At 71.3% G+C, this 12748-nt stretch carries 11 protein-coding genes and 2 pseudogenes; 6 read left to right on the top strand and 7 right to left on the bottom strand.

The features are described 5' to 3' along the window. The first annotated feature begins 41 nt into the window (after positions 1–41). Complete coding sequence (locus HGK68_RS08020; RefSeq protein WP_246260193.1) at positions 42–1265, top strand: MFS transporter; 1224 nt, start codon at positions 42–44, stop codon at positions 1263–1265. 4 nt (positions 1266–1269) lie between these two features. Next, positions 1270–1608: an ArsR/SmtB family transcription factor gene (locus tag HGK68_RS08015; RefSeq protein WP_169165489.1), complete on the top strand. Its 339-nt coding sequence runs from the start codon at positions 1270–1272 to the stop codon at positions 1606–1608. 39 nt (positions 1609–1647) lie between these two features. Here the strand turns inward: HGK68_RS08015 and HGK68_RS08010 are convergent, their stop codons facing one another. The 3 genes from HGK68_RS08010 to HGK68_RS08000 form a co-directional block, all read right to left on the bottom strand. Next, positions 1648–2250, bottom strand: coding sequence for a hypothetical protein (locus HGK68_RS08010; RefSeq protein WP_169165488.1), 603 nt, complete (start codon positions 2248–2250; stop codon positions 1648–1650). A 26-nt stretch (positions 2251–2276) separates the two neighbouring features. After that, complete coding sequence (locus HGK68_RS08005) at positions 2277–3635, bottom strand: NucA/NucB deoxyribonuclease domain-containing protein (protein ID WP_169165487.1); 1359 nt, start codon at positions 3633–3635, stop codon at positions 2277–2279. 230 nt (positions 3636–3865) lie between these two features. Further along, entirely contained in the window at positions 3866–4276 is a 411-nt protein-coding gene (locus HGK68_RS08000) for a VOC family protein (protein ID WP_169165486.1), read from the bottom strand. Between the two features lie 109 nt (positions 4277–4385). Between HGK68_RS08000 and HGK68_RS16100 the strand changes: the two genes are divergently transcribed. Continuing rightward, positions 4386–5510, top strand: coding sequence for a helix-turn-helix transcriptional regulator (locus tag HGK68_RS16100; protein WP_246260190.1), 1125 nt, complete (start codon positions 4386–4388; stop codon positions 5508–5510). Between the two features lie 189 nt (positions 5511–5699). Here the strand turns inward: HGK68_RS16100 and HGK68_RS16095 are convergent. Beyond that, a pseudogene (locus HGK68_RS16095) lies at positions 5700–7253 on the bottom strand (putative Ig domain-containing protein); the annotation flags it as partial. A 966-nt stretch (positions 7254–8219) separates the two neighbouring features. On the opposite strand from HGK68_RS16095, the gene HGK68_RS07990 reads away from it, so the two are divergent. Next, on the top strand, positions 8220–8537 hold the full coding sequence (locus HGK68_RS07990) for a PadR family transcriptional regulator (protein WP_169165484.1): 318 nt from the start codon (positions 8220–8222) through the stop codon (positions 8535–8537). Then, positions 8534–9052, top strand: coding sequence for a PspC domain-containing protein (locus HGK68_RS07985; RefSeq protein ID WP_169165483.1), 519 nt, complete (start codon positions 8534–8536; stop codon positions 9050–9052). The genes HGK68_RS07990 and HGK68_RS07985 overlap by 4 nt, the downstream gene beginning before the upstream one ends. A 478-nt stretch (positions 9053–9530) precedes the next feature. On the opposite strand, the gene HGK68_RS07980 is transcribed toward HGK68_RS07985, so the two are convergent. The 3 genes and pseudogenes from HGK68_RS07980 to HGK68_RS07975 all read right to left on the bottom strand — a co-directional run bounded on the left by HGK68_RS07980 (position 9531) and on the right by HGK68_RS07975 (position 11749). Next, entirely contained in the window at positions 9531–10535 is a 1005-nt protein-coding gene (locus tag HGK68_RS07980; protein WP_169164112.1) for a hypothetical protein, read from the bottom strand. A gap of 226 nt (positions 10536–10761) precedes the next feature. Further along, positions 10762–10985: pseudogene (locus HGK68_RS16090) on the bottom strand (IS3 family transposase); the annotation flags it as partial. 173 nt (positions 10986–11158) lie between these two features. After that, positions 11159–11749 (bottom strand): TetR/AcrR family transcriptional regulator, encoded by a 591-nt coding sequence (locus tag HGK68_RS07975; protein WP_169165482.1) that lies wholly within the window; start codon positions 11747–11749, stop codon positions 11159–11161. Between the two features lie 84 nt (positions 11750–11833). Here HGK68_RS07975 and HGK68_RS07970 point away from each other — a divergent pair, with 84 nt between their 5' ends. Then, positions 11834–12667, top strand: coding sequence for an oxidoreductase (locus HGK68_RS07970; protein ID WP_169165481.1), 834 nt, complete (start codon positions 11834–11836; stop codon positions 12665–12667). The last annotated feature ends 81 nt before the right edge of the window (positions 12668–12748 follow it).

Raw genomic sequence — 12748 nt, 5'->3', positions numbered from 1 at the left:
TCGCTGTGTGCGCATTCACGCAACCATGCAAGGATGCGTCGGTGCCGACCGCTCTCGCCGTCCCGACCTACCGTCGCCTGTTCGCCGCGCAGGCGATCTCCCTCGCGGGGAGCGGCCTGACCACGGTGGCCCTTGGTCTGCTGGCGTACGACCTGGCGGGAACGGACGCCGGGCTCATCCTCGGCACGGTCTTCGCGATCAAGATGCTCGCGTATGTCGTGGTCGCGCCGGTCGCAGCCGCCCTGGTGCATGCGGCGCCGCCGCGCAGCGTGCTGGTCGGAGCGGACCTGGCCCGGGTCGTGGTCGTCCTCGGCCTGCCGCTGGTGACCTCGGTGTGGCAGGTGTACGTCCTGGTCCTCGTCCTGCAGACGGCCTCCGCAGTGCACACCCCGGCCTATCAGGCCGCGCTGCCCCGCGTACTGCCGGACGAGCGCCAGTACACCCAGGCCCTGTCGCTGTCCCGGCTCAGCGAAGACCTGGAGATGGTGCTCTCACCTCTCCTGGCGGCGGCGCTGCTCCTGGTGGTGCCGAGCTCGGACCTGTTCGTCGGCACGGCGATCGGGTTCGCGGTCTCCGCGCTGTTGGTCTCCCGACTGCGCCTGGCCGGGCCCCGTCCCGTCCCGGACGACGCCGGGACCTTCGCCGAGCGCGCGCGGCGAGGCGTGACGGTGATGCTCCGGACCCCGGCCCTACGGGCGGTGCTGGCACTGAACATGGTGGTCGCCGCCGGGGGAGCGTTCGTGCTGGTGCAGTACGTCGTGATCGCTCGGGAGACGTACGGCCGGGGTGAGGGCACGGCGGCGCTGCTCATGGCGGCGCTCGGTGCCGGATCCCTCACGGTGACGGTGCTGCTGCCGCGTGCACTGGAAGCACTGCCGGAACGCGCGGTGATGCTGGGCGGTGGTGGCCTGCTCGTCGTGGCCACCACCGCGGTCGCGGCAGCCGTGCGGGTGTCGGGGACCGGGGGACTGGTCGCCGTCGGCGCCCTCGTTCTCCTGGTCGGCGCGGGGTGGGCGGCCGCCGAGACACCGGTGGGGCGGATCATCACCCGCACCACCGCCGAGCAGGACCAACCCGCGGTGTTCGCCGCGCAGTTCTCGCTGTCCCACGCCTGTTGGCTCCTCACCTACCCACTGGCCGGCTGGATCGGCGGCTGGGGCGTCAGCACCGCGGCCCTCGTCCTGGCAGCACTGAGCACCGTCGCCCTGGTGGCGACCGCCGCGTTCTGGCCCACCCGGGACACCAGCGCGCGCGTGGCAAGCTGAGACCGTGAGCACCGAGACCACCCGGGGAACCGTCCCCGACGCCGAGCTCGACACCGCCGTCGAGGTGCTGCGCCTGCTCGCCGACCGGACCCGCCTGGCAATCCTGGCGCTGCTCCACGACGGCGAGCTGTCGGTCGGGGCGATCGCCGAGCGGCTCGCGCGACCGGTGCCCGGGATCTCCCAGCACCTCGCCAAGCTGCGGACCGGTCGCCTGGTCACCACCCGGCGCGAGGGGGCCACCGTGCACTATCGGCTGGCCAACGAGCACATCGACGCACTCGTCCTCAACGTGCTGCACCAGGCCGAGCACCTGCGCTACGACACGCCGCCGCATCACCGCTGACCACCCCGCGGGTCCGGCACCGCCGCCGGTGGCGGGTCCTCACCGGCGCCCGCGCTGGTGCTCCCGGCTGATCCTGAGGAGGTTGTCCTGGGCCGCCGCCCGTCGTTCGCGGTCTCGGTCGGACGATGCGTCGACGCCGCGGACGGCCGCCGCGGACGGTGGCGGGGCGGTGAGGTTCCGGCGGGCGATCCTCGAGTGCGCGGCCACCACCGTCGGGGGAGAGGGCTCGGCCGGCCAGGTGATCAGGAGGTATTCCTCATGCGGGTCGGTGGTGGTGAGGTCGTCGCCCGCGTCGCGGCCGCGCGCGTGCACCCGGAGTCTGAACCAGACGATTCCGGGCGCGACGAGCGCGGCGGCGCTGTCGGGGTCGTCGGCGTAGGGACCGGCCACGGCGACCTGGCCGTCCGTCACGCGACAGCCGACCTCCACGACGTCCTCCCATCCTGGTGACACCTCGGCAGGAGCTCGGTCGGCGCGCTGCACGGTGACCGTCACGGGGCCGGACACGATCCCGGTCCTGATCCGCGCAGCGGCGCCGGGCACCTGCTGCACGAGTCCGCCCAAGACGCCGGTGAGGCGGGGCGAGATGTCAGCACCCCGGAGGTCGAGACCGCGGTCGTCGGCCCAGGTCACGTACTGCATCTGCCCCACCTCACTGGCCGTCGCGGTCAGGTGATCGTCACGTAGAACGCATCACCCTCGATGACTCTGAACGGAACGTACAGCACGCTGTTGAGCTGATTGCCCGCATAGGAGTTCTCGTTCTCGTCGATCATGCAGGCGCTGTACCCCGGTCCGCTGACACCGGTCGGCAGTTGGGGAATCTGGCAGAAGGAGAATGTTCGCCCTCCGACGCCACCCGCACCGGTGAAAGCACCTTCCCACGTCGAGGCGAAGGGGTATTCGTCACATGTCTTGCCGGTCGGTCGGTTGTACGAGCCGGGGCAGGCCGTGTCCCGGTTCTGCTGGCGCAGCGTGGCATTGGTCAGCCGGTGCAAGGGGACCCCGGTGTACCAGGAACCCGGCAGCCCGCTGGTCTCGGCGTTGAGCAGATGGGCACCGAACTCGGGGTATCCGCTGAGCGGGTACGTCAGCTCCGGTGTCGCGCCCGGGATCACACAGCCGACGCTCGTCGACCCGGGCAGCGCCTGGTCGCACCGGACCACCGGCGTCGCGGTGGGGCTGTAGCCCGCCGGGTTCTGGGCCGACGGCGCCTTGAACGTGATCTGCCATGAGGGGGTCGCGGTACCCGAGCTGCCGAGCACCGCCGGCCACTCGAAGTACGACTCCCCTTTCGCGTTGCCGTTCACCCCCGGCACCTGGACGGGGAAGGTCTGACTGACCGGCACGCACGCGGTGCCGCCGCACAGGGCGGTGCCCGAGATCTGGGTGCCCGACGCCTCGCCGGTGATGATGGTGGGGGAGACCTGGACCTGGTTCGCCCACACCGTGGTCAGGCTCTGCACGGTGTACACGTACCGGTAGGTCAAGAAGTTCATCGTTCCGACGACGGAGGTCACGCCGTTGGTGGTACGCGTGACCGTCAGGGTGCCGGCGTAGATCCCGCAGCCTGGCGTGCGAGTGATCCACATCGTGTTGGCGACACCCTGGTCCAAGCACCACTGGGGCAACGGCTGCATCGCCGCGATCGTGACGTCACCGCGCGCCTGGGCGCCTGGTGCGGGCGCCGCCGCGGACCGTGCGGCGAGGTCCCGTTCGGCTGCTTCCAACTCGGGTGGGGTGAGCTCACCGCCGACCGTCACGCACACCTCGAGACCCTCGCCGTCCGGGCCGGTACAGCTGTCGTCGGGAACCGAGCGCGCCGCAGGCCCGGGTGCCGCCGCGTCGAGCCGGGAGATGGCCGACACCCCGTCCTCGGAGAGCAGCTCGACCACTGGTGGTGAGTCGTCACCGCGTGCGGCGAGGACCGCCGACGGTTCCGAAGCGGTCGGATCAGCAGAGTCGGCGACCGCCGTGAGCGAACCGCCGACCACCATCACCGCGACCGCGACCGTCGCTGTGGTCAATCGTCTGGATAAGCGCTGCATACGTCCCCCTGGAAGTGTGCCGGCCGGCGCCCGTGTGACCCGGCCCCGCCGTCGGGTTCCCCGACGTGCGATATCGCTCGTCAGGGCTCCCGCGGTGCTGCCACGCTAGGGAATGGCCCACAGTGAGTCACCAGGTTGCGCCCAGTTGTGCACAGTTGACACATAGGGAATGCGACGCGACCGGAGACGACGGGTCCTGACTCGCCCGCCTATTCCTGCGGCCGCGTCGCGAACCGCTCGCCCGCGGCCGCGGTCACCGGCGTGAAGAAGTTGATCAGGTTGCCGTCCGGATCCCGCACGAGCAGCGACCGGTTTCCCCACGGCATGTCCGTCGGCTGATGGACGAAGGCGCTCACCCCACCGCGCAGCGCGCGGTAGGTCTCGTCGACGTCGTCGACCAGGAAGTCCAGCGCGACGCTGCGGTTCGCACCGCCCCGGGCGGCGTCCGCTCCGAGCAGCGGCACCGTGGCGGTGCTGGCGATCGCCAGCGTGCCGGTCGGGGTGCGCAGTTCGGCGAACATCGGGTGGACGCGGGCGGCGGCGATGCCGGTGACCTGCTCGTAGAACGCGACCAGCGCGTCGACGTCGTCGGTGAAGATGCGGGTGGCGGCCAGGTTCATCGCGGTGCTCCTCAGGGGTGGTGGGTCGTGACCGTGGACCGGGTCACGCCGCGACCGTAGGCGTGCAACCGGGCGGTATCTGTCCGGTATTCGAGCGACGATGTGGTCCATGGCTGATCCCGTCGTCCGCGCGTTGCGGCTGTTGGACCTGCTGCAGTCCGCAGCCGTTTGCTCCACGGCCGACCTGGCGCGGCGGCTGGAGGTAGACGAGCGCACGGTGCGCCGGGACGTCGCCCGCCTGGTCGTTGCGGGTATCCACATCGAGTCGCTGCGCGGACGCTACGGGGGTTATCGCCTCGCGCCGGGCTCGCGCGTCCTGCCGATCACGTTCACCGGCGACGAGGCGGTCGCCGTCTTCCTGGGGCTCGCGCACACCCGGTCACCGGCGGGGGAGCGGGACGGCGCCGCGCAGACAGCCCTGGCCAAGATCCGGCGCGCGATGCGACCCCAGGACACTGAACGTGGCGACGCCGCACTCGCCCTGATCCGGCGGTCGGTGGTGACGGGCCGAGCCGACCCGGCTCCCGGCGTGATGCTCACGATGGCGCAAGCGACCGCCTCCCATCAGGTCGTCGAGCTGCGCTACCGCAACGGTGACGGCGTTCCCTCGTCGCGCACGGTCCAGCCGATCGACCTGGTCGCCCGATCCGACCGCTGGTACCTCGTCGCCTTCGACGTCGACAGGGGAGCGGACCGCGCCTTCCGGGTCGACCGGATCAGCACGGCCCGTGCGCTGCCGGAGCGGTTCCCCGCACCCGAACGCGGCGACACGAGGTCGTGGCTGGAGGAGCACTTCGCGACCGGGACCTACCGCTGGACGGTCGTGCTGCACATCAACGCCACCGAGCAGCACATCCGCGAGCACCTCCCGCCGTCCGTCGCGCGCCTCCGGCGCCGGGACGCGGGGCCGGGTGACAGCAGCCCCTGGCACCGGGCGGAGATCCACGCCGACGCACTGGACTGGCTGCCCTCGGCCATCACGGGCCTCGCCTGCACCGTGCTGATCGAGGGTCCGCCGGAACTCCGCGAGCTCGTCCGCACGGCGGCCACCCGATTGCTGCGGGCGGCCGCCGACGACGGTCCGACGCCTGCCTCAGTGCCGGCGCTGCCGGAGTCGCCCACGGAAAGCCGCGACACTCAGGAGCCCACCCGCGACGATCAACCCCAGCGCGGCGATCGCCTGCGTGGACGCGTGGACCGACCCCGTGATCGGCAGACCCGCCAGACCCGGTGAGCCCGCGGCCGTACCTGACGCGCCCGGCGAAGCCGCCGCACCCGGGGAACCTGCCGACCCCGACGAACCCGCGTCAGCGGATGAGCCGCCGGAGCCGTCGCCCGGGTCGGGGATCACCGGCGAGGCGACGACGACCAGGGTGAACTCCCGGGCGTCGGTGCCGTGATCGTTGTCGACCGACACCCGGACGGTGAACGTGCCGTCGGACACCGGGCTGCCGGTGACCTCCCCGGTCGAGGCGTCGAGGGTGAGCCCGGCGGGCAGTCCCTCGGCACTCCACCGCAGGGGACCGTCGCCGTCGGCGGTCAGGGCCGCACGGTAGGCGACCCCCGCCGTGCCACCGGGCAAGGCCGTCGTGGTGATCGAGGGCGCCGTCCCCACCCGGAGCACGAATGTCCGGTCGGCCGTCCCGGAGTCGTTGGCGGCCCGGACCTGCACGGTGAAGCTGCCGGCCGCGGAGGGCGTTCCGGCCAGCTGTCCGGTCTCCGGGTCGAGGGAGATCCCCGGGGGCCACGCACCATCGAGGACGGAGTAGCCGATCATCGGGTCGCCTTCGGCGACCAACGCGGTCCGGTACGGATCGCCCACCGTGCCCTCCGGCAGGTCCTGGGTCACCCAGGACGGTGCGACGGCGACCTGCACCGTGTAGCGCTGCTCGTCCGAGCCGCCCGGACCGGTGACCCGGATCAGGAACGACGTGACACCGGCTGCGGACGGGGTCCCGGTGATCGTCCCGGTGTCCGGGTCGAGCAGGAGCCCGGCCGGTAGCTCGCCGTCGACGACCTCGAACCGGAGCGGACCGGTCCCGTCGGCCTGCACCACGGCCTGGTAGGGCTGCCCGAGCACAGCGCCCGGTACGGTCGGCGTCACGATCTGTGGCACCGCCGCGTAGACGAATCCCTGCGCCAGCGTCTCCACCGGTCCGGTGGCTGCGGCGTCGCGGTTCCAGATCCAGTGCAGCCGGACATCCACCGGGCCCTCGGGGTGCGCCGGGGTGACGACGCTGAGAGTGCGGGGGCCGGTGACCGTGGGGTCGGACCCGCGAACACCGCCGAAGTCCGCGGAGTCGGGAGCCAGGGCCAGGGTCGGCTCCAGCGGGATCGGGAACAGTTGTTCGGTGCCGTTGCCGATGTGGGCGGTCTGGTTGTAGTCGCTGGTGCCCAGCCAGTCACCCGCGGCCGTGCGCACGACCAGTGAGGTGGGGGCGAGGACCAGGGTGTCCAGGGCCGCATCCCCGGGCACCAGGAGCCGGCTGGGGACGAACACCCGGCCGGCGCTGTCGCCCTGGACCACACCCGCACTGTCGGGTGCGGCGACCAGCGCGGCGTCGCCCCACCCCCCGCCCCAGATCCAGCCGGTGCCGTCGACATCCACCGCCACAGTGCGCGTGCCGGCAGCCTGGAGCCGGACGATCGGCGGCAGGCCCGTGACCGGAACCGGGCTCAGTGCGGGGCCGCTGGTGGTGCCGTTGCCCAGCTCGTAGCTCGCGTTCGCGCCCCAGGCGTACACCCGGCCGTCGGCGAGCAACACCGCACTGTGCCGATGGCCCGCGGCCACCCCGACCACCGCGGAGTCGGTGGGCAGACCCTCGACCGGGCGGATCTGCCCGCTGTCGGTGGTGGTGCCGTCGCCGAGCTGACCCGCGGCGTTGTCGCCCCAGGTGTAGACCACGCCGTTCGCGTCCAGGGCGATCGCATGGTCGTCCCCGGTGTCCAGGGCGGTGAACCGCACGCCGTCGGGCATGTCCGCCGGGACGAAGGTGGGGTTGTAGCTGGGCGCGGTCGCGGCGAGACGCCCGTCGAAGTTCGCCCCCGCTCCGTAGACGCCGCCGGTGGGGTCCAGGACCAGGACCGCATAGTGCATGGGGTGCACCGAGGCGACGGTCACACCGGCCGGCAAGGCGGCTGGCGTGAACTCCGAGAGCTGCGCGAAATCGCCGGTGCCGAGCTCGCCGTAGCCGTTGTACCCGGTGCTGTAGAGGGCACCCTCCGACGTCACCAGATAGCCCGCGCGTTGGCCCGAGGTGACGGAGGCGACGCTCACCCCGGCCGGCAGCGGAACCGGCATCGGATCCGGCGCGAAGTTCACACCGGATCCGAGCCCGAGCTCACCCACGGTGCTGTTGCCGACGCCCCACAGCGTGCCGTCGGAGAGTCGGAGGAGCATCTGCCGCTCACCGATGGAGGCGGCACCGACCGCGATCTCCCCGCCGGTGATCGTCACCCTGGTGCCACCGGCCACCGGTCCGCCGTTCGGCGCCACCTCGACCGCCGCCGCGCCGACGGATCCGACCGCCGACATCAGGAGCGCCGCGGCGATACCCACCGCCGCACGCCACCGGAACCGGCGCGGTCCGCGGGTCATGCCGTGTCGTGCGTCCATCACGTCTCCAGATCCTGCGCCGCGTACCGCCGGCGCACTCGATGAGTCGCTCGTGGGGGAGCCCCCGCCATGGTCGGTGGATCGGGGCAGAGGTCTCGATGCATGGGCGCCATCGGCGTCCGGCCCCGGGGAGTTCCGAGCAATACCTGGGTACGCCGGTAGGTGCCGGAGCGGTCGTCGGCACCCGTGTTTCCACGCAGCTCCTGGGTAGTCCGCACCTCATCCCTCGCTGAGTGGTCACGGAGCCCGGTGTCGCGCACCGTCCTCGGACCTGGCGGGATGCGGCGTTTGCTGGCGCTAGGTACCGTGCCGCAGTAAGGTACCGGCATGGAAGCGAAACTGGCCGCACTCCGCCGGGGAATGCTCGAGCCGGCCGTCCTCGCGGCCGTCGAGCACGAACAGCGCTATGCGGGGGAGATCGCGGAAGCCCTTCGAGCCTCAGGGTTCCCGGTCCAGGACGGGACGCTTCACCCGCTGATCAGCCGACTGCGCCGAGAGGGGCTGGTCACGCACGAGTGGCGCGAGTCGCCCACTGGTCCGCCCAGGAAGTACCTGGCGATCTCCGAGCTCGGCCGACAGCAGCTCGACGCGTTCCGCACATACATCCACACCCTCGCGACGACGCTCGATTCGATAGGACGATGACCATGACTGATCTCGCTCTCGCCGGACACGGCGGCGCATTCCCGATGAGCGCGGAAGCACGGGTACTGATCCTCGAGTTCCTCGCGCGGGCGCGCACGGCGATGGGCGCCAGCCCTACCGGCGATGAGACCGTCCGCGACGTCGAGGCAGCGATCGGCGATCAGCTCCAGCGCATCCTCGACGACGGAGGCCGGATCGACGAGAGCGTGACGACGCGTCTTCTGGAGCAGTTCGGCCCCATCGCCCCGGACGACGTAACCGCACCCGCAGCACGCGCTCCGTTCCTGTGCCGGATCGTCGAAGGCAAGCAGATCAGTGGCCTCTGCCTCGGGCTCGCGACCCGGGCCGACGTCCGCGTCGACTGGCTGCGCAGCATCGCGGTCATCCTGGGCCTGTTCAGCGGGGGACTGCTCGTCGTCGCATACCTCGTCGCCCTGCTGTTCGCACCGCGCATTCGCACCACCGGCGAGTACCGACAGGCGCTCGAAGCCGACCGGCGACGCAAGCAGCGCTGACGCGCACCACATGGTGGGAGCAGGACAGCGTCACGTCCAGGCTGCTCGGGCTGCTCGGGGAGGGGATCGGCTCGTGCGTCACGGAGAGAATCTCTTGGCGGTCCGTGGCGTGCGGTGCCTTCCGCCGACACTGCTGGCGAGATCCACGACCAGATCCTGCTGGTCCCGGTCGTCCTGCTCGTCCTGGCCGTGCGGGTCGGGCATCGCCGCGAGATCTACCGCTGATCACCGAGCAACCGACGTAGCCGAGCACCTCACCACCCCACCCACCCTGACCGCACGCCGCGCGATCCCTAGAGGAAACAGCGTGGACCCGAGCCGCGAGCAGCGCCCCCGGATGGTTCGGCCTGGCATGGGCGATCGGACTTCCGAGTGAAGCGCCCCGGACCTCCGGGATTCAGGCCCTCCGCGAGACCCGGGGCACGTCAGTCCCTAGACCCGCGTTCACCGGGCTGGCGCCCGGTGAACGCGTCACTCCTCAGTCCTCACCGTCCGGCGGGCCCCCAGCGCCGACCGGGATGAAGGTGAAGGAGGCGGAGTTGTTGCTGTGGTCGGCGTCGGTCACCTCGTCGGAGATCGTGACGGTCAGCATGGTGTTCGGCCGGGCGGTGCTGCCATCGGTCGACGTGTAAATCGGGTGATGCACGGTGAGGGCGAACGTCCGGCTCTCCCCGGCGGCGATCGGGGTGGCGATCTCGAACCGGTGGACGCCGTCGACCGTGGTCATGGACACGTCGCCCGCGACGGTCCGGTCCCCGTCCAGCAGGCCGGTGACGTTCCATAGGCCGTCGGTGTTGTCGGTGACGAGCAGCACGATCGGATCCGCACCGTCCTCGGTCCCGACGTTGGTCACGGTGAGGAAGTGCACGGTGTCACCGGCGTTGAGCCCGTACGGCTGGCCCTGCGTATCGGAGGCGAAGCTCGGCACGTAGTCGATGGCGGTCGGCGTCACGGGCGGGTCGTCCTCGGGTGTGGGCTCGGGCTCGGGGTCCACCGGGAGGGCGGGGTCCGTCGGGTCGGTCGGGTCGGTGGGGGTGCCGGGGTCGGTGGGGGTGCTCGGGTCGGTGGGGGTGGCGGGGTCGGCCGGGGTGCTCGGGTCGGTGGGGGTGGCGGGGTCGGCCGGGGTGCTCGGAGCTGGGTCCTCGACCGGCGTCGTCGGCGTCGCGTCGTCACCGGCGGTCCCGGTGTCGGTGGTGCCGGGGGCCGTCGTCGACGAGGTGTCCGAACCGGCGGGCGTCGCGGTGCCCGTGCCCGTACTGGTGGTGCACCCGTCGCCGGTCGTGGCCTGGGCGCCACCGGCGCCGGTGAAGGACAGTCCAGCGGTCAGGGTCAGCGCGGCCAGCGCGGTGAGCGCGACCCCGGCCCGACGGCGGGCACGTGCGCGGCGAGCGATCACGATCAGCGCGGTGGCGGCCGCGATCATGGTCACCGCGATCACAGCGAGGGGTACTGGATCACTTCCGGTGAGGGCGAGGCAGTTCATCAGGGCTCCGTTCAGGGGTCCGTTGGTTCGAGCTCAGCCTGCGGGCGAGGACCGTCGCCGGAGCGCGCCACTACGTGGAACCACGGGGAGGTCGCGCGCCAGCGCCGACAGGGGAGCCGACAGCTTGGAGTAATCGCCGGGTACCTACTTCACTGGGTGGCGTCCCGGACAAGGGCGCGTGGGTGGCCGGAGAACGGGAGGAGCAGCGTTCGTAGCCCTGCCCCGGCAGAGCGCCCCCGTGGGAATCACCGACCGTCCCGATCGAGAGCGATGCTCGATTTCAGCGAGGCGTCCACCAGAGCGAATCGACGTGGATCGCCTGACGACCTCGCTGTGACACCGAAACCCAGGCGGTACCGTCCCGCCTGACCACCGAGCCATGTCGATCGCGTCCAGCAGGGTCTCGGTTCGCATCGTCGGGGCTATGCGCCATCCCACGATCGTCCGGGAACAGACCGTGACTGGCACCTTTGCGTATCCCGATTGGTCGTACTCGACACGCCACCGGCGCAGCGGCTCGCTCAGAGCCCCGAGCCGTCCGCGACTAACGAGCTTTGACGTGGCCGAGGGCGTCGACCTTCGAGGACCGAACTTGCGCGCCGCCGCGGATCGAGCGGGCGTCCTCAGTCGGAGGTGCGCCGCTTCGGTTCGCCGGCCAGACCGGCCGTGACCAGGGCCAGCCACCTGTTGCGGACGTGCACGGGCTGGTCGACGGGGGCCGTGCTCACCAGGAGGTAGACGTCCTCGACTGTGATCGCGTCACTCACCTCGCCCTTCTCCTGGCCGACAGAGAGCAGCCGGGTCAGGGCGTGTGCAGCACGCGCTTCGCTCTCGTCGTCCCCGTGGCCCCGCACCCCCAACCCGACCGCCGCCGCCTTCACCGCGTGGTACTTGGCGGTGGAGTCGGTGACCTTGCCGAGGAACAGGACCAGCTCGTCGAGGGCGTTCTCGCCCGCCTCGACACGCGCCAGAGAAGCCGTGGCGTCCTCGGCCACGTCGGCGACGTAGAGGGACATGACAGCCGCGACCAGGTCGGCCTTGGTGGGGAAGTGTCGGTACAGAGTCCCGACCGCCACACCTGCGGCGCGGGCGATCTCGACCATCCCAACCTCCGGACCGCGCTCGGTGATCTCCTCCTGGGCGGCGGTGAGGATCTTCAGGCGGTTCCGCACCGCGTCGGCGCGAGGCGCGCGTGCCGAACTCGTCTGGCTCATCGATCTCCTTGGGGTTGCGCGAAGCTGAATCAGCGTTCAGGATAGGTAGTGAACCCAGATTCATCTTACATCGGGAGGAAGACCATGACCACCAAGGTTGCGCTCGTCACGGGGGCGTCGTCCGGCATCGGGGAGTCCACGGCCCGCAGGCTCACGTCGCTCGGGTACACGGTCTACGGCGCCGCCCGGCGCACCGACCGGCTCAAGGAGCTGTCGGCGGACGGCGTGCGCGCCCTGGCGATGGACGTCACCGACGATGGGTCGATGGCCGCCGGCGTGCAGCGGATCATCGGTGAGACCGGGCGGATCGACGTCCTCGTGAACAACGCCGGGTACGGCTCCTACGGCGCGATCGAGGACGTCGACATCGAAGAGGGGCGACGGCAGTTCGAGGTCAACGTCTTCGGAGCCATGCGGTTGGCCCAGCTCGTCCTTCCCTACATGCGCGCGCAGAGGTCCGGCACGATCGTCAACATCACCTCGATGGGCGGCAAGCTGCACACCCCGCTCGGCGGCTGGTACCACGGCACCAAGTTCGCCCTGGAGGCGCTCAGCGACTGCCTGCGCATGGAGGTCGCGCCATTCGGCATCGACGTGGTCGTCATCGAGCCGGGAGGCATCGCCACCGAGTGGGGCGGCATCGCGGCGGACCACCTGGACAAGACCGGCGGGTCCGGGGCCTACGCCACACAGTCGGCCGCCGTCGCCACGTCCCTGCGCTCGGAGGGCAATGCCAACCGCAACTCGCCGCCCTCGGTGATCGCCGACGCGATCGCGAAGGCGGTGACCGCCCGGCGACCCAAGACGCGGTACGCCGTCGGCTTCGGGGCCAAGCCCTTGATCGCCGCTCGCGGGCTGCTCACCGACCGTCAGTACGACGCCCTGATCGCCCGCGCGACGGGGCTGCCGCGCAGCTGACTCAAACCCCCGGCTTCGCCGAACCCCGATGCCACGGAGCCGGGACATCACCACCCACGCCTCGACGAGCTCCGAAGCATC

The sequence above is a fragment of the Cellulomonas taurus genome (assembly GCF_012931845.1).
Lineage (GTDB): Bacteria > Actinomycetota > Actinomycetes > Actinomycetales > Cellulomonadaceae > Cellulomonas > Cellulomonas taurus.
Note: the sequence above shows the minus strand (reverse complement) of the source record. Positions and strands in the feature narration are given on the sequence as shown.

What these genes read in the sequence shown, in the direction of transcription:
- HGK68_RS08000 (WP_169165486.1), bottom strand. Translation starts at nt 4,276, where the DNA reads ATGAACCTGGCCGCCACCCGCATCTTCACCGACGACGTCGACGCGCTG.
- HGK68_RS08010 (WP_169165488.1), bottom strand. Translation starts at nt 2,250, where the DNA reads ATGCAGTACGTGACCTGGGCCGACGACCGCGGTCTCGACCTCCGGGGT.
- HGK68_RS07970 (WP_169165481.1), top strand. Translation starts at nt 11,834, where the DNA reads ATGACCACCAAGGTTGCGCTCGTCACGGGGGCGTCGTCCGGCATCGGG.
- HGK68_RS07980 (WP_169164112.1), bottom strand. Translation starts at nt 10,535, where the DNA reads ATGAACTGCCTCGCCCTCACCGGAAGTGATCCAGTACCCCTCGCTGTG.
- HGK68_RS07990 (WP_169165484.1), top strand. Translation starts at nt 8,220, where the DNA reads ATGGAAGCGAAACTGGCCGCACTCCGCCGGGGAATGCTCGAGCCGGCC.
- HGK68_RS07975 (WP_169165482.1), bottom strand. Translation starts at nt 11,749, where the DNA reads ATGAGCCAGACGAGTTCGGCACGCGCGCCTCGCGCCGACGCGGTGCGG.
- HGK68_RS16100 (WP_246260190.1), top strand. Translation starts at nt 4,386, where the DNA reads ATGGCTGATCCCGTCGTCCGCGCGTTGCGGCTGTTGGACCTGCTGCAG.
- HGK68_RS07985 (WP_169165483.1), top strand. Translation starts at nt 8,534, where the DNA reads ATGACCATGACTGATCTCGCTCTCGCCGGACACGGCGGCGCATTCCCG.